Origin of the sequence: Methylobacterium sp. SD274 (assembly GCF_017355285.1) — a bacterium.
Lineage (GTDB): Bacteria > Pseudomonadota > Alphaproteobacteria > Rhizobiales > Beijerinckiaceae > Methylobacterium.
Map to the genome: position 1 here is coordinate 33,915 of NZ_JADIJP010000025.1, position 16,921 is coordinate 50,835.

Below are 16,921 nucleotides of genomic sequence, written 5' to 3' on the forward strand. Positions count from 1 at the left end.
GGGGGCTCAGAACGCCTCGACCGGACGCGGCTTGGCGCCGTCCGGACGCGGTGCATCGGGTGTCTCGGACTGCACGGCGCGCAAGCGCTCCAGCGGGGCCTTGCCGAACCGCAGGAACAGGACGGGCGTCAGGACCGTGTCGAGCAGGGTCGCGCTGATCAGGCCGCCGAAGATGGTCACCGCGACCGGGTGCAGGATCTCCTTGCCCGGGTTCGCGGCGTCGTAGAGCAGCGGCACCAGGGCGACGCCCGCCGACAGGGCGGTCATCAGCACCGGCGTCAGGCGCTCCAGGCTGCCGCGCACCACGAGGTCGCGCCCGAACGGCATGCCCTCGTGCAGCGACAGGTTCAGGTAGTGGCTGATCTTCAGGATGCCGTTGCGGGCGCTGATGCCGGTCAGCGTGATGAACCCGATCATCGACGCCACCGAGAGCGGCTGGCCCACCAGCCACAGCGCGATCACGCTGCCGATGAGGGCGAGCGGCACGTTGCCCATGATGATCAGCGCCAGCACGGCCGAGCGGTAGCGGCTGTAGAGGATGGCGAAGACCAGGGCGAGGGAAAGGGTCGAAAGGGCCGCGATGGTCCGGCTCGCCTCCTCCTGCGCCTGGAAGGTCCCCTCCAGGCTGGCGAAGAAGCCCGGCGGGAGCTTGGCTTCCGCCACCTCCTTGCGGATGGCCGCCACGATGGTGGCCATGTCGCTTTGCCCGTTGGTGTTGGCCTGGACGACGAGACGGCGCCGGCTGTTCTCGCGCAGGATCTGGTTGGGGCCGTCCGTCTCGCGGATGTCGGCGACCTGGCGCGCCGGCACCCAGCCGGACGGCGTCTCGATCAGGAGGTCCTTGAGCCCCTGGGTCGTGCGCTGGCGCTCGGGCAGGCGCAAGAGCACGTCGAAGCGCTTGTAGCCATCGGCCACCGTCGAAACGACGCGCCCGTTGGACAGCCGGCTGAGCTGCTCGACTACGGCCGAGGGCTGGACCCCGTAGAGGGCGGCCCGGGTGTAATCGACCCGGATCTCCAGCTGCGGGATGCGGACCTGCTTCTCCACCTGCAGGTCGGCCAGGCCGGGGATTTTTGCCATGCGGTCGCGCAGGTCGTTGGCCACGCTGCGCAGGGCGTCGAGATCCTCGCCGAAGATCTTCAGGGCAAGCTCGGCCCGGACGCCGGACAGCATGTGGTCGAGGCGGTGCGAGATCGGCTGGCCGACGTTCACCGAGAGCGGCAGCCGGGACAGGCGCTGCCGGATGTCCGCCACGACCGCGTCCTTCGGCCGGCCGCCGCCCTTGAGCTCGACCTCGATCTCGGAGGAGTGGACGCCCTCAGCATGCTCGTCGAGCTCGGCCCGGCCGGTGCGGCGACCCACCGAGGCGACCTCCGGAATGTCCAGGAGCAGCTTCTCGGCGATGAGGCCGACGCGGTTGCTCTCGGAGAGCGAAATCCCCGGGTTGAACGTCGTGTTGACGGTGAACGAGCCCTCGTTGAAGGGCGGGAGGAAGGCGCGCGGCAGGTTCCAGGCGGCGATCCCGGCCGCCACGACGGACAGCGCCACCGTGGCGACGAGCAGGCGCTGGTGCCGGAAGGCGACGCCGAGCAACCGGGCGTTACCCCGCTTGAGCCAGCGCAGCAGGGCGCTGTCGTGCTCGGCCAGGCTCTTGAGGCCGGGCAGCAGGTAGTAGGCCAGCACCGGCGTCAGGGTCACGGACACCAGCAGGCTCGCCAGGATGGAGATGATGTAGGCCTGGCCCAGGGGCGCGAAGAGGCGGCCCTCGATGCCCGACAGGGCGAACAGGGGCACGAACACGAGGACGATGATCATCGTTGCGTAGACGATGCCGGAGCGCACCTCCGAGGAGGCGGCAACCACCACCTCGAAGGTCGAGCGCGGCGAGCCGGCCGCCCGGTTCTCGCCGAGCCTTCGAAAGATGTTCTCGACGTCGACCACCGCGTCGTCGACGAGCTCGCCGATGGCGATGGCGAGCCCGCCCAGGGTCATGGTGTTGATCGACAGGCCGGCGAGGTGGAAGGCCACCGCGGTCGCCAGGATCGAGACCGGGATGGCGGTCAGCGAGATGGCCGTGGTGCGCACGTTCAGGAGGAACGCGAAGAGCACGATGGCCACAACCACGATGGCCTCGACGAGCACGCGCTCGACGTTGGCGATGGAGGTCTCGATGAAGTTCGCCTGCCGGAACAGGATCTGGTCGGCCTTGATCCCGTTCGGCAGGGTCGCGGTGACCTCCTTCAGCGCCGCCTCGATCTCGCGGGTGAGCTTGACCGTGTCGACGTCGGGCTGCTTCTCGACGGAGACGATGACGCCGGGCTTGCCCATGTAGCCGCCGTCGCCGCGCTTCACCCTCGGGGCGAAGGAGACTTCCGCCACCTGGCGCAGGTAGACCGGCGCGTCCGCGACGTTGGCGACGACGACGCTGCGCAGGTCGTCGAGGCTCATGGTCCGGCCGATGTTCCGGATGAGGTACTCGCGGGCGTACTGGTCGGTGAAGCCGCCGCCGGCATTGGTGCCGAACTGGGTCAGGGACGCCTCAAGCTGGGCGTTGGTGACGCCGAGCGCCCGCATGGCCGCCACGTTCGGGCTTACCCGGAACTGGCGCACCTCGCCGCCGATGGGAATGACCTGGGCGACGCCCGGGATGGTGAGCAGGCGAGGCCGCAGGATGAAGTCGGCGGCCTCGCGCACCTCCATCGGGGTCGCGTTGTCTCCGGTCACCGCGACCAGCAGGATCTGCCCCATGATGGAGGAGATCGGCCCCATCTGGGGCGTGACGTTCGGCGGGAGCTGGTCGCGGACCAGGGTCAGACGCTCGGCGATCTGCTGCCGATTCCGGTAGATGTCGGTGCCCCAGTCGAACTCGACGTAGACGATGGAGAGCCCGACGCCGGAGACCGAGCGCACCCGGCTGACCCCGGGCAGGCCGTTCATCCGGGTCTCGATGGGATAGGTGACGAGCTGCTCCACCTCGGGCGGCGCGAGCCCCTCGGCCTCGGTCATGATGGTGACCGTCGGCTTGTTGAGGTCGGGAAACACGTCCACCGGCAGCTTGGTGGCGGTGAAGGCGCCGTACAGGATCAGGACGGCGGCGACCGCGAGGACGAGCAGGCGGTTGCGCAGTGACTGCGTGACGAGGAAATTGAACATGGGCGTGCCTCCTCAGCGGACCTGATCGAGGAGCTCGGCGCCCTCGGTGACGACGCGCTTGCCCGCGCCTACCCCCTCGGCGACGAGCACGTTGGTCCCGTCGAGGGGCTCGACCCGGACCTGGCGGGCCTCGAAGCGCTCGGCGGCGACGTGCTCGTAGACGATGGCCTGCCCGTTGCCGGAGCGGACCACCGCCGCACGCGGCAGGGCGAGGCCGGACTGCTCGGCGTCCGTGCCGGCGAGCACCGTGAGGAACTGCCCGACCCGCAGGCCGGCGGTGTTGCCCTTGATCGCGAACTGGACCGGGATGGCCTGGTTGCGGTCGGCGAGGCCGGCGCCCTGGTAGACGAGGGATAGGGTGCGCCCGTCGGCGAAGCGGGCCGTGGCGTTCCCAGCCGGCGTGAGGGCGTCGAAGCTCAGGGCCTCGACCCAGAGACGGGTCGGGTCGACGATCTGGAACACCATGGCGCCGGCCGCCGCCATCTGGCCCGCCACCGCGGAGGCCTGCGCGATAACGCCGTCGACGGGCGCGACCAGGGCTTCCGGCTGCTGTCGTGCCTTGTCGAGGGCCGTGCGGCGGTCCTGCAGGCCCTTCAGCTCGGAGAGGGCGTCGTCGAGCTGTGTCTGGGCGACGGCGCCGGTGGTCGCGAGCTTGCGATAGCGCTCCACGCGGCGCTCGACGACGTCGATCTGCTGGTCGAGCTCGCCCTGGCGCTGGCGCATGTCCGAGACGTCGATGGCCTGGACCGGGGGCGTCACGTAGGCCAGCACGTCGCCCTTCCTCACCGTCGTCCCGAGGCGCGGGAACAGGCCTGAGGACGGCGGCGAGAGCCGGCCGCCGACCGAGGATTGCACGACGCCGCTGGCGTTCGGGTCCGGGATCACGCGTCCCGGCAGTTCGACCGTCCGGTGGAACGTCGCCTGCTCCGTCATGGTGGTGCGCAGGACCAGGAGGCGCTGGGTCGGCTTGGGCACGAACACGGAGCCGTCAGGCAGGCGCTGGGCAAGGTCGGACGACGGCTGCGCGGGGTCGAGCAGGGCCGCGCCTTGAACCGGGTCGCCCTTGGACGGGGTGCCGTGGTCCTCGTCGCCATGGGCGAAGGCCACGGTCCCGAGCGCCAGGGTCACGAAGACCGCCATGACGGCCACGGCGGGAAGGCTGCGCCGGCCCCGCATGAGCACGGTGAGCAGCATGCCGAGGAGGAAGGCGGCCGCCGCGGTCAGCATCAGGACGGGGTCCTTGGCCGCGAGGCGGGCCTTCAGGTCGGCGACGGCGGCGGACGCCTTGGCCATGGCGGTGCCGGCCGGCGCTGCGGCCGGGGCGGCGACGGGCGCCTGGGTCTGCGGGATGGACAGCGGGACGGTGAGGACGTCGACCGCCTCCCCGGCGGTGACGGTCACCAGGAGGTCGTGCGATCCCGCCTGCGCGAGCCAGGGCGCGGGAAGCACGTAGGCCGCCTCGGCGGTCTCGGTGGCGGTCCTCTGCCCCTCGGGCGTCTCCACCTCCAGGACTGCGCCGCGGACGGGTTCGTTGGTCCGGAAGCGGTCGAGGTAGAACGTGACCTTCCCGTCCCGTGGGATGGCGGTCAGCTCGAACGCGTCCGACGCGGCCTCGCCGCGCGGGGCGATGGACTTCGAGACGGGCGGGGGCGGTGCGCCGTGGTCGTGCCCCTCATGGGCACGTGCGGGACCCGCCAGCGAAGCGACGGCCAGCCACGCCGCGCCAAGGGCGGCGGCAATACGAAAAGACATGGAAGAGGCATCCTCGCGTTCGAACACCGGACGCACATCCGCGGCTTGCGGACGGAATCCGACCGTTGCGCGCCCTTGGCGCGCCGTTCGTTACGCGAGGGTTCGTGGGGGCCTGGGCAGGGCCTCGGGGCCGAGGCCGGAGCGGCCGTCGATGTCGTGCGTGACCAGAACGACATGCCCGAAGGCGAGCGTCGGCATTGTCATCGGAGCCGAGAGGATGCCAGGAACGCAGCAGGACATCGTCCCGCAGCATGCGCCCTTGCAGGGACCGGGGCAGCAACCCCGACCCGCGTCCTCGGACTGGAGGACGGCGACCCGGGCGGGAACCGCGGCCTTGAGCAGCACGGGCGTTGCATCGACGGCAGCCGCCGACCGACCGACGTCGCGCGGTGCGGGGGCCGCCAGCGGCGCGACGGACGCCTTGGGCGCCCGCGTCATGGCGGCATGGTCATGGCCACCGTGATGATGGCCTTCGTGAGCCTGGACGGCAGACGGCGCGACGTAGGCGATGATCATCACGATCATCGCCGCCATCAGGCGCACGAGTTGCCGGTCGGGTCTCATCGGGATTGCTTACACCGTTTCGATGGGCCGAGGAATACTCGCCCCGGGACACAAATGGCCGAGCGCCGATATTGTTTCCGCTTGCCGGTCGGTCAAGCCGCGGCGGTCAGCGGTTCGACGCCATAGCCCGCGGAACTGACCGCGTCGGTGAACCGCGCCGCATCCGAGGACGACGCGATGGAGACGATGCCTTCGCCCAGGTCGATGTCGACGGTGGCATTCGGATCGACGCCCAGGACCGCGCGCGTAACGGACTTGGCGCAGCCGCCGCAGTTCATTCGAGTGACCTTGAGCCGGATCATGACGGTTCTCCTCTTAGAAGTGACGTCACGGCGATATGGGGCTTCCCATGATGGGAAGGTCAAGAGCTTCTTGTCCGGCGGCAGACGGATACCTCGGAGCGGCTTGTCTTGGCGTGATCTCAAGCTTGGTGCAGGCCCCCGCCCGGCCTATCCCTTGCTCTCAACGTAAGGGGCTGACCATGGGCGTCAATTTCCGTCCACGTGCAGGCCATGAACCGATATGACCTTGACGACCCGGCATGCTCCGATCCGTCCATGCCTGTAAGCCCCGACCATGCGTGGAAGCTCGTCCTTCGGGGCCAATAGCCATCTCCGGCTGACGACCGCCCCTTTTCGCCGTGCCGAGGCGTGCGTATCCGGCGCACGTCGACCAGTCCGGACCAATGACGATCCTAGACCTCGCCAGCGAAAGGACCAACGAGGCGCCTTCGCGTCCGCTGAACCCCGAACAATACACGCGATTATCTCGTGCGCTTCTCATCTTTGGCTAAGCGATACGTCTGAAACACCAAAATAATCTCGGATCGGTTTCCGAACGAAATGCGTTGCTGGCCATACAATGTTTCTAGGAGCGCCACGATGAAGCGCAACCTTCTCGCTTACGCCGCCGCCACGACCCTGGCCCTGGCGCCGGTCGGGGCCCTCGCCCAGCACATCGACGTCGGCCCGGGCGGCGTCGGCGTCCATGGCGACAGTCATGGCGAGCGCCACGGCGACCGTCACCATGACGACCACCATGAGGTCGTCCGCGAGCATCACCACCACGACGACCATCACGATGACAACCATGGCAGCGAGCGCCGAACCACGGTCATCGAGCGCCACTGAGCGGTTCGCCGCTCCCAGGTCCGGCAAGATGAACGCGGGTTTCAGACCCCGTTCAAGTCGCCGGACCCATGCTCACGGCATCAATCCTTGAGGAAAGAGCCATGCGAGTCCGCATCCCAGCCCTTCTCGCCGCGACCCTGATCCTCGTCCCTGCCGCCGCATCGGCGCAGTATTACGGGGGCGACTTCGAGAGGCGCGGTCGCGACGTCCATGTCGACCGCTACCATCACGGCGACCACGACGACATCGTCGTGCATCGTCATCGCCGCCACTACGAGGAGCGGCCGGTCTACTACGAGCGTCGCCACCACCATCATCACCATCACGACTATTGAGGCTTGCCTCCCGTCGGGGGCCATCCGGCATGTACGAGTGGCCCGGAATCGTTCATAAGGCAGCCATGAGCGCGGGATCCCCAATTAGGGCCTACGAGGCAATGCGCGGTTGGTGGGCGATCGCCGTCCGCGCGCTCTCGCTCGTGCTCGCCCTGGCGCTTGTCGCTCCCGGAACCATCCATTCCGCAGAGGTCCATCGCTTCGCCGGTGCCGAAGTGTCGATGTCGGCTTATTCCGACGCGGCTCCGGCAAGCCATGCTGATGGCTGCCTGACCTGTCACGCAAACTGCGGATGCCACCAAGCCATCAATCCCGAGGGACCGGCTTTGGCGCTGAGCGCCATGACCAAGCGGCCGACCTACGCCCTCGTGGACGCGACTATGGTTTCGGTCTCGCCGGACCGCCTTCCGAGGCCTCCCCGCGCCTGAGATGGCGTCGTCACGTCCGTGGCGCGCGTCCTCCGACCATCCCAGCGGATGATCGGCCCCCACAGAGCGTGAACAGTACGGAGCACCGAAGCCCAGAGAACGGGCCTTCGTGTTCCAGGCAAACGGCCTCCTTCCATGCGTGCACTTCTGTCCGTGGCCTTCCTGGCCATAGGCATCGCCATCGGCGGTGCCTTCCCGCGTGTGTCCGAAATCGTGCAGGGCGCCCTCGCGACCGCCGGTCTTTCAACGGCCCCGAAGCCTCCACCGACGAACGCCGCCGTATCGAGGCCGGCGTCCGGGAAGGGCGACGAGGGACACGGCGAGCCGGATCACGAGCATGCTTCCAACGAGCGCCCGGATTCGGCGGGCGAGCCGGCGCATGGAGAGGCCGCACATCGGCATTCGGATAACGAGGCCAAGCCCAAGCCGAAGGCCCCCGGCCACGCGCATGCCGAGGGCGAGGCGCACGGCGAGGAGGGCGAGGGCAAGATCAAGATGACGGCCGAACAGGCCGCGGAGCAGGACATCAAGCTGGCTCGCGTCGACGCCGGCATACTCTCGCGCCATCTCCTCGTTCCCGGTTCCATCGTCCAGGATGCCGACCGGATCGCCCGCGTGCCCGCCCGGGTTGCCGGGACGGTGGCGGAAATGCGCAAGCGTCTCGGCGAGGACGTAGCCAAGGGCGAGGTCGTAGCGGTCCTCGATAGCCGCGAGGTTGCAGAGGCCAAGAGCGAGTTCCTGACGGCGACCGTCAAGGCGGACCTGGAGAAGACCAACTTCGACCGCCAGCAAGCGCTCTGGGACAAGCGAATCTCGGCGGAATCGGCCTTTCTCAACGCGAAGGCGGCCTATTCGGAAGCGACCCTTCGCGTCGACCTCGCCCGCCAGAAGCTTTCGGCCCTGGGGCTGAACGCGGCCGAGGTCGCAGTCTCGGCCAAGAAGGACGAGACAACCCCGAACCTGTCGACCCTTCGACGATACGAGCTCAGGTCCCCCCTCGCCGGACGGGTCGTCGAGCGAAAGGTCGACGTCGGCACGAAGGTCGGCAGCGAGGGCGACCCCGCGGACGTCTACACCGTGGCCGACCTGTCCTCCGTGTGGATCGAGCTCTCGGTCCCGACAACCGAGCTGGCGAAGGTGCGAGAGGGCGCCCGGGTGGCCATCGTCGCGGGGGACGACCGCCCTCGCGCAGAGGGCAAGGTCGTCTTCGTGAGCCCGATCCTCAACCCGGAGACGCGCTCGGCCCGTGTCATCGTCTCTTTGCCCAACAAGGACATGGCCTGGCGGCCGGGGACCTTCGTGACGACGGAAGTCGAGATCGCCCAGGATCCCGTCAAGGTCCGACTGCCGAAATCCGCAATCCAGACCATCGGCGGCGAGAAGGTGGTGTTCGTGCGGACCCCGGCGGGGTTCGAGAGAAGGGACGTGACCATCGGCAAGGCCGACGACCAGGCCTACGAGATCCTTTCGGGTCTGAACCCAGGCGACGAGGTCGCGGTGGCCAACTCCTTCGTCCTGAAGGCCGAGCTCGGCAAGGCCGAAGCCGACCACGACCACTGAAGGCGGGCGCGGACATGATCTCGAAGATCCTCGACTTCTCGGTCCACCAGCGCTGGCTCGTGGTGCTCCTGTCGCTTCTCGCCGCCGGCTTCGGCGTCTTCTCGCTGACCAAGCTCCCCATCGACGCGGTGCCCGACATCACCAACAACCAGGTGCAGATTAACACCACGGCGCCGTCGCTCTCGCCGGTCGATATCGAGAAGCAGGTGACCTATCCGGTCGAGACCGCCCTCGCCGGGATCAAGGGCCTGGAATACACCCGCTCGCTCTCGCGGAACGGGTTCTCCCAGGTCACCGCGGTCTTTTCCGAGAAGTTAGACATCTACTTCGCCCGGCAGCAGGTGGCGGAGCGCATCAACGAGGCGAAGTCGACCCTGCCGCCCGGGGCAGAGCCCCACATGGGCCCGATCTCGACCGGCCTGGGCGAGATCTACATGTGGTCCATCCACTACGCCAAGCCCGAGGAGCGCAAGGTCTCCCCGGACGGCAAGGGCGGGTGGCAGTCGGACGGAAGCTACCTGACCCCCGAGGGCCAGCGGCTCACGACCGAGCTGGAGCGCACGGCCTACCTGCGCACCGTTCAGGACTGGATCATCCGCCCCCAGGTGAAGACCGTGCCGGGGGTCGCCGGCGTCGACAGCATCGGCGGCTTCGACAAGCAGTACCACGTCCAGCCCGACCCGATGAAGCTCACCGCCCTCGACCTGTCCTTCGCCGACATCGCCCGGGCGCTGGAGGCCAACAACGCCAACCAAGGCGCACGTTACCTTGAGGACAACGGCGAGGGCTACGTAGTGCGCGCCGCCGGCCGCCTTGAGACCATGGAGGACATCGGCTCCGTCGTAGTGACGACGCGCGGCGGCGTGCCGGTCCGCATCTCCGACATCGCAGAGGTTCGGATCGGGCGCGACCTGCGCACCGGCTCCGGCAGCGAGGACGGGCGCGAGGTGGTGATCGGCACCGCCCTGATGCTCATCGGCGAGAACAGCCGGACCGTGGCGGCCGGCGTCGACGCTCGCATGACCGAGGTCCGGCGCACGCTACCGCCCGGCATCCAGGTCCAGACCGTGCTCAACCGTACGGTCCTCGTCGAGGCCACCATCAGGACCGTCGCGAAGAACCTGGCCGAGGGCGCGGCCCTCGTCGTCGTCATCCTGTTCCTGTTGCTGGGCAACATCCGCGCGGCCATCGTCGCTGCCCTCGTCATCCCGGTGGCGATGCTGATGACCATGACCGGCATGGTCCAGGGCCGCATCAGCGCCAACCTGATGAGCCTCGGCGCCCTCGACTTCGGCTTAATCGTCGACGGGGCCGTCATCATCACCGAGAACGCCCTGCGCCACCTGGCGGAGCGGCAGGGGGAGCTCGGGCGCAAGCTCGAACTGGAGGAGCGCCTCGTCACGGTGAGGGCCTCGGCCGAGGAGATGATCAAGCCCTCCCTCTACGGGCAAGCTATCATCATCCTCGTCTACGTGCCGCTCCTCACCTTCACTGGTGTCGAGGGCAAGATGTTCGAGCCGATGGCACTCACCGTCATCATCGCCCTTCTCTCGGCCTTCGTCCTGTCGCTGACCTTCGTGCCGGCGATGATCGCCATCGTCATCACCGGCAAGGTGACGGAGAAGGACAACGTCCTCATCCGCGGGATCAAAGCCGCCTACCGTCCGGTCCTCGGTGCCGCCCTGCGGGTCCCGATGACTTTCGTCGCGGTTGCCCTGGTGCTGCTCGTCGGGGCCGGGTTCCTGTTCACCAAGCTCGGGCAGGAGTTCATCCCGCAGCTCGACGAGAAGAGCATCGCGCTGAACGCCCAGCGCATCCCGTCGACCTCGCTCACCCAGTCGCAGGCGATGCAGCTGAAGGTCGAGCAGGCCGTTAGTCGGTTCCCCCAGGTCGCCTACGTCTTCTCGAAGACCGGCACCGCCGAGGTCGCCTCGGACCCCATGCCACCGAGCTCGTCCGACACCTTCGTCATTCTGAAACCGCAGGAGGAATGGCCCGACCCCGACCTGTCCAAGGCGGACTTGCAGGAGCAGATCGAGAAGGCCCTGGGGTCGCTTGCCGGCAATGTCTACGAGTTCTCCCAGCCCATCCAGCTTCGCTTCAACGAGCTCCTGGCCGGCACCCGCGGCGACCTTGCCGTAAAGGTGTTCGGTGAGGAGTTCGAGCCGATGCTCAAGACCGCCAACCAAGTCGCCGCGATCCTGCGCGGGACGGAGGGGGCCGACGACGTCAAGGTCGAGCAGACGGCCGGCCTGCCGTTCCTGGAGATCAAGATCAACAAGACCGAGGCCGCGCGCCTCGGCCTGAGCACGTCCGCAATCCAAGACGTCATCGGGGCGGCCATCGGCGGCCGCGAGGCCGGCATGGTGTTCGAGGGGGATCGCCGCTTCCCCATCGTCGTGCGGCTGAACGACAAGGTTCGCGAGGACCGCGAGGCCCTGGAGAACATCCCTGTTCCGTTGCCCCCGGGCGCCAATGGGCGGGCCTCCTCCGTGCTCCTGAAGCAGGTGGCGAGCTTCTCTGTCACCGAGGGCCCGAACCAGATCTCGCGGGAAAATGGTCGGCGCCGCGTCGTGGTCACCGCCAACGTCCGGGGCCGCGACATCGGCTCGCTCGTCGCCGAGGCGCAGGCCAAGGTCGCGTCCGGGGTGCAGCTTCCGGCCGGCTACTACGTGACCTGGGGCGGACAATTCGAGAACCTGGCCTCGGCCCGCCAGCGACTGATGGTGGTCGTGCCGGTCTGCTTCTTCCTGATCTTCCTGCTTCTGTTCTCGGCCCTGAACTCGGCCAAGGACGCCTTACTCGTGTTCAGCGCGGTGCCGCTGGCGCTCACCGGCGGCATCGCCGCCCTGTGGCTGCGGGGAATGCCGTTCTCCGTGCCCGCGGCGGTGGGTTTCATCGCCCTGTCGGGGGTGGCGGTCCTCAACGGCTTGGTGATGCTGACGTACATCAAGCAGCTCATCGCGGAGGGGAAGCCCCGGCGCGAGGCGATCCTCGAAGGCGCGATGACCCGGCTCCGACCGGTGGCGATGACCGCCTTGGTGGCGTCCCTCGGGTTCGTACCGATGGCGTTGGCGACCGAGACGGGGGCCGAGGTCCAACGGCCGCTCGCCACCGTGGTGATCGGAGGCCTCATCAGCGCGACCCTGCTGACGTTGGTCGTCCTGCCGGCCCTGTACGCACGCTTTGCCGGAGCGGTCCTGCCGTCGGGGGGCGCCCGGCCGGTTGGTGCCGGCCAAGCGAGGCACCAGGTCGAGGTCGCGGCGGAGTGAGGCAGCCCCCACCGGACGGAGCCCTGCCATGAACGTCGCCGCGCTGCTCCTCGCCTGCTTCCTTGGAATGGGCGGAACCTCCGCGGCGAGCGACCAAAGCTGCGTGATCCCCGGCCGTTTTCCCTTGCGAAGCGGCTTCATGCCGTCCCCGACGGTCTCCGTGCCCGAACCCTGCGGCTATTCCCTAGGGCACGCCGGTCCTTGCCAGGTCGGACAGCCGGGCACCATGGCGATGGATACCCCCGAGCCGGCCAAGCCGGAAGAAGCGCCGTTCGGGCTCTCGTGGGGGCCGCTGACGGAGGTACCAAAACCCTCGATGGTGGACCGGGAAGGCAACATCACCGCCCTGATCTACTTCCATGACCGTCCCCCCTCGGCCGGACGGGACACCGACCGGGTCGTCCTGGAGGTCTGCAAGGACGAGGGCCTGCAGCAAGTCATCTGGCTCAGCCGCCCCTTCTCCGACGTGGAACTCCCGGCCCGTTACGCCGCCATCCTCCAGGAAGGCGTTCAACGCCATGGAACGCCGCGGGAGGGTGACGCTCCGGGAACCGTCGCATGGCCTGCGGCTCGGACTTTCCTGGCGGTCCGGACATCGGCTTCGGGGGACCGGCGCCTCTTGATGGTTTCCCAGGGCGGGCGCTACGCGGGATGCTCGGCCACCCACGAGGCCATGACCGGCCATCCGGCCGGCGTGCACGCTTCCAGGCTCCTCGATCCCGATGGTAACGGACGATGATGGCGATGCCGGCTGTGCTTTCGGGCGTCTTCGTGATCCTGGCGCAGGCGCCGGCCACGAAGATCGTGGGCATCGGCGCATCCACCTGCGCGCGCTTCATCCATGACATCGGGGAAGCGCCGGAGAGGGAGCGGGATTACCTCGCCTGGGCCCAGGGGTTCATGAGCGGGGCGCTGATACGGGCACCCGAAGGCATCGACGAGGGCCTCGACTTGGCGCCGGCCTCGATGCCACTGAGCGCGCAGGCGAACTTCCTCCGGGCGTTTTGCCGGAAAAGTCCCTCCCTCGACTACATGGACGCCGTGCATGCCCTTTACCGGCACCTGAGGACGCAACAGACCCTCTAGCAAGGCTCCGGAATCGACACGGTGGGGAGACAACAGGGGGCGGGGCGGTACGGCCGCCCTCGAAGTGCCAGGTAGGTCCCCGGACTTAGGAATGCCCAATGGCCGGCAAGAAGGCTGCGCGAAATGAGAATGTTTGGGGGCGAGGCAATCCACGGCGTCGGCGGCGGGTGCGGCCGCACGTTCGCAAGGCGGCTTTACGCTCCTTCGCCTGGGTGCTGCTCCTCGTTCCTGGCGTTTGGATCCTGCTCTATCTCCTTGGCTCCATGACGTGAGCGCCGCTGGACCGATGGGCGATCACCCCCATCGGGCTGACGCCGGCTCGGCCGTCTCCATCCGCCGGTGCCCCGATTTGGTCGGTCCCCCGCTCAGGCCAGGTCGCCGTGAGGCGACAAGGCCTCGATGATGCGGCAGTCTGCGACCGAGCCGCATTTGCACTGACCGATGACGTCGCTCAGCTCACGGGCGAGCCTGGTGAGGTCCGAGAGTTTCCGCTCGACCTCCGCCAAGTGCGCACGCGCGATCGTGTCGACTTCGGCGCAGGACCGGCCGCGTTCGTCGGCCAAAGCCAGAAGCTCGCGGATCTGGTCCACGGTGAAGCCGAGGTCCCGGCCACGCCGTATGAAGCTCAGACGACGCAGGTGCTCCGGGCCGTACAGGCGATAGTTGCCCGCCGACCGCGCGGGTTTCGGCAGGAGCTTCACCTTCTCGTACCACCGGACCGTCTCGACACGGGTGTTCGTCGCCGCCGCCAAGTCGCCGATGGTCATGGAGGATGCGTTCGCCACGGTCTTGACCCTGTAGTTGCTACAGGGTGCACATAGGGGGTCCCACCGCCCGGCGCGACGCCCGGGCCGACGGAGCATGCCATGCCGGGGACAGGAACCATGGGGAAGATCCCCGCAGCCGCCGTACTGCGCTACCGCGTGAAGGGCATGGATTGCCCGAGTTGCGCGGCCAAGATCGAGACGGCGGTGACCCGCCTCCCCGGCGTCGGCGACGTGCGCGTGAACTACACGGCCCAGGTCCTCGACCTCGTGCTTGATGAGGGCGCGACGCCCCGGGCTGCGCTTGAGGAGCGGATCGCCGGCCTCGGCTACGGCGTCGCCTCCCTGCCCACGGCAGCCGACCTCGCCCATGCCCATTCGTCCGGGACCGATATCCTTTCGGTCGAGGACGAGAAGGCGGAGCCCCCCGCCTGGCGCAGCCGCAAGGGGCTCCTAGCCATTGCCATCGCAGCCTTGTTCGCCGTGGGCTTCCTACTGGATCAAGCCCAGCCTGCGCTGGTCGGCGAGTACGCCTACTGGCCCGGGGCGCTCCTTGGGCTTGCCTTCTACGGACGCCGGGCCATCGCTGCGGCGCGCAATGGCTCGCCCTTCTCCATCGAGATGCTGATGTCGGTTGCGACGGTCGGCGCGCTCGCCATCCATGCCGCCGAGGAAGCCGCGGTCGTGGTCCTGCTGTTTACGGTCGGCGAGATGCTCGAAGGCTTCGCGGCAGGCCGATCCCGGGCCGGCATCAAGGCGCTCGTAGGCCTCGTGCCGAAGACGGCGCGCCTGATCGAGGAGGACGGTATCGTGCGCGAGGTGCCGGCTGCCGCCCTTCGGATCGGGCAGACCGTGCTGGTCCGCCCCGGCGACCGCGTGCCCGCCGACGGTGAGATCACGGACGGGTCGTCGAGCCTCGACGAGTCCCCCATCACGGGGGAATCCGTCCCCCGGCCAAAGGAAATCGGGGACGCGGTCTACGCTGGCAGCGTGAACGCGGACGGCGCCCTGCAGGTCAGGGTGACCCGGATGCCCTCCGACAACACCGTCGCCCGCATCCTGCATATGGTGGAGGAGGCGCAGGCGTCGAAGTCGCCGACCGCGCGCTTCATCGACCGCTTCAGCGCCGTCTACACCCCGGTGGCGTTCGCCTTCGCCGCGCTGGCCGCGCTTGGGCCGCCCCTCCTGCTCGGTGCCGACTGGAGCACCTGGATCTATCGTGGATTGGCTCTGCTCCTCATCGCCTGCCCCTGCGCACTCGTCCTCTCGACTCCCGCCGCCATCGCCTCCGGGCTGGCCGCCGGGGCTCGTCGCGGACTTCTGGTGAAGGGTGGCGCCGCCCTTGAGACCATCGGGCGGGTTCGAACCGTCGCCTTCGACAAGACCGGGACGCTCACGGTCGGTCGGCCGCTCGTCACGGACGTGTTGCCGTTCGCCACGGGCATGACGGACCGGGCCCTTCTCGGGCTGGCAGCGGCGGTGGAGGCGGGGTCAAGCCACCCCATCGCCCGAGCTCTTATCGAACGCGCGGGGGTGGACGGCATCCCGTTACGGCCGGTGCGTGACGCCAGGGCGGTGCCCGGTAAGGCCGTCCAGGCCACCGTAGCAGGACGGCTCGTCGTGGTGGCTTCCCCCCGCCACGCGGCGACGCTGGCCCCCCTCGGAGACGAGGCCGAGCGGACCGTGGCGGCGCTGGAGGAAGCAGGCAAGACCGCGGTCATCGTGGTCCGGGACGGCGAGGCCCTCGGCGCCATAGCGGTCCGGGACGAGCCCAGACAGGATGCGACCGCCGCCATCGCGTCCTTGCGCAGGCTCGGCGTCGAGTGCGTGATGCTGACGGGCGACAACCGCCGTACCGGCGAGGCCATCGCAAGGGGCCTCGGGCTCACCGCCCGGGCCGATCTTCTACCTGCGGACAAGCTCGCCGAGGTTAATGCCCTGAAGGAATTGGGGATTGTGGCAATGGTCGGCGACGGCATCAACGACGCCCCCGCGCTTGCCGCAGCCAACGTCGGCATAGCCATGGGCGGCGGTACCGATGCCGCGCTGGAGACTGCCGATGCCGCCGTTCTCAACGACCGGGTGTCCGACGTCGCCGCCCTCGTGGCGCTGTCCCGGGCCACGCTCGGCAACATCCATCAGAACGTGGCCATCTCACTCGGACTGAAGGCGGTGTTCCTCGTGACCACGCTCGCCGGCATCACCGGGCTGTGGCCGGCCATCCTGGCGGATACCGGTGCGACCGTCCTGGTGACGGCCAACGCGCTCCGCCTTCTGAGGGCATGATGACCACCCCATCCGAGGGACTGGCCCGCCGGGTCGCGACGGTGGGCGCCATCCTGGTGGCCGCCGCGGCCATCGACCTCGCCGCGAAGGCGGCGGCCGAGAGTTGGCTGGCCGAGGGTGGGGTCCAGGGCTTCCTGCCCTTCGTCGACCTGAGCCTGTCGTTCAACCACGGCATCAGCTTCAGCCTGTTCCCGGCACGCGATCCGTCTTCCCTGACCCTTCTTCTTGGCATCCAGGGCACGCTTACCTGCCTCATCGCCGGCTGTGCCGTGGCAGCGGGAAGCGGGCTCGAACGCCTCGGGCTCGCCTCGATGGCAGGCGGCGCCGCGGGCAATCTCATCGACCGGTTCATGGATGGGACCGTGACCGACTACCTCGACCTGCACATGGGCGGCATGCGCTGGTTCACCTTCAACCTGGCGGATGCCTGGATCTCCCTGGGCGTCGTCCTGCTGCTCATCGACGGCTTCCGAACGCGCCGGCGGCATCCCGATGCCGGGGAATTGACCTCATGATAGCCCCGATCCCGCCGAACCGTGGCCACGGCAACCCGTCATGCCCCTCCCGGGCCCAGGCTCGGACACAGATACC

14 protein-coding genes are annotated in these 16,921 nt (G+C 68.6%); 9 read left to right on the top strand and 5 right to left on the bottom strand.

Features of this window, described 5'->3' with window-relative positions:
- Positions 1-6: 6 nt before the first annotated feature.
- From IPV08_RS18945 to IPV08_RS18960, 4 genes are all read right to left on the bottom strand, one after another.
- Positions 7-3,153 (bottom strand): efflux RND transporter permease subunit, encoded by a 3,147-nt coding sequence (locus IPV08_RS18945; RefSeq protein WP_056355082.1) that lies wholly within the window; start codon positions 3,151-3,153, stop codon positions 7-9.
- 12 nt (positions 3,154-3,165) lie between these two features.
- Positions 3,166-4,905, bottom strand: coding sequence for an HlyD family efflux transporter periplasmic adaptor subunit (locus IPV08_RS18950; protein ID WP_091972256.1), 1,740 nt, complete (start codon positions 4,903-4,905; stop codon positions 3,166-3,168).
- A gap of 90 nt (positions 4,906-4,995) precedes the next feature.
- The gene (locus IPV08_RS18955; protein WP_056355079.1) at positions 4,996-5,469 is read right to left on the bottom strand and encodes a hypothetical protein; all 474 of its coding nucleotides are present in this window, start codon (positions 5,467-5,469) and stop codon (positions 4,996-4,998) included.
- Positions 5,470-5,561: 92 nt separating this feature from the next.
- Complete coding sequence (locus tag IPV08_RS18960; RefSeq protein ID WP_056355076.1) at positions 5,562-5,771, bottom strand: heavy-metal-associated domain-containing protein; 210 nt, start codon at positions 5,769-5,771, stop codon at positions 5,562-5,564.
- Positions 5,772-6,350: 579 nt separating this feature from the next.
- On the opposite strand from IPV08_RS18960, the gene IPV08_RS18965 reads away from it, so the two are divergent.
- From IPV08_RS18965 to IPV08_RS18995, 7 genes are all read left to right on the top strand, one after another.
- Positions 6,351-6,599 carry a hypothetical protein gene (locus tag IPV08_RS18965; RefSeq protein WP_056355073.1) on the top strand — a complete coding sequence of 83 codons (249 nt, stop codon included), beginning with the start codon at positions 6,351-6,353 and terminating at the stop codon, positions 6,597-6,599.
- 101 nt (positions 6,600-6,700) lie between these two features.
- Entirely contained in the window at positions 6,701-6,934 is a 234-nt protein-coding gene (locus IPV08_RS18970) for a hypothetical protein (RefSeq protein WP_082487856.1), read from the top strand.
- A 65-nt stretch (positions 6,935-6,999) separates the two neighbouring features.
- Entirely contained in the window at positions 7,000-7,362 is a 363-nt protein-coding gene (locus IPV08_RS18975; protein ID WP_244472794.1) for a hypothetical protein, read from the top strand.
- Positions 7,363-7,497: 135 nt separating this feature from the next.
- Positions 7,498-8,922 (top strand): efflux RND transporter periplasmic adaptor subunit, encoded by a 1,425-nt coding sequence (locus tag IPV08_RS18980; RefSeq protein ID WP_056355068.1) that lies wholly within the window; start codon positions 7,498-7,500, stop codon positions 8,920-8,922.
- A gap of 14 nt (positions 8,923-8,936) precedes the next feature.
- Positions 8,937-12,194 (top strand): CusA/CzcA family heavy metal efflux RND transporter, encoded by a 3,258-nt coding sequence (locus tag IPV08_RS18985; protein ID WP_056355065.1) that lies wholly within the window; start codon positions 8,937-8,939, stop codon positions 12,192-12,194.
- Positions 12,195-12,222: 28 nt separating this feature from the next.
- Positions 12,223-12,933, top strand: coding sequence for a hypothetical protein (locus IPV08_RS18990; protein ID WP_056355062.1), 711 nt, complete (start codon positions 12,223-12,225; stop codon positions 12,931-12,933).
- 5 nt (positions 12,934-12,938) lie between these two features.
- Complete coding sequence (locus IPV08_RS18995; protein WP_056355304.1) at positions 12,939-13,280, top strand: hypothetical protein; 342 nt, start codon at positions 12,939-12,941, stop codon at positions 13,278-13,280.
- 365 nt (positions 13,281-13,645) lie between these two features.
- Here the strand turns inward: IPV08_RS18995 and IPV08_RS19000 are convergent, their stop codons facing one another.
- A complete protein-coding gene (locus IPV08_RS19000) occupies positions 13,646-14,047 on the bottom strand; it encodes a helix-turn-helix domain-containing protein (RefSeq protein ID WP_056355059.1) in 402 nt (133 codons plus the stop codon).
- Positions 14,048-14,164: 117 nt separating this feature from the next.
- Here IPV08_RS19000 and IPV08_RS19005 point away from each other — a divergent pair, with 117 nt between their 5' ends.
- Together IPV08_RS19005 and lspA are read left to right on the top strand one after the other, a co-directional pair.
- Positions 14,165-16,330, top strand: a complete 2,166-nt coding sequence (locus IPV08_RS19005; RefSeq protein ID WP_207413031.1) for a heavy metal translocating P-type ATPase — start codon at positions 14,165-14,167, stop codon at positions 16,328-16,330.
- Complete coding sequence (gene lspA / locus IPV08_RS19010; protein WP_177232401.1) at positions 16,327-16,845, top strand: signal peptidase II; 519 nt, start codon at positions 16,327-16,329, stop codon at positions 16,843-16,845. The genes IPV08_RS19005 and lspA overlap by 4 nt, the downstream gene beginning before the upstream one ends.
- Positions 16,846-16,921: the final 76 nt, after the last annotated feature.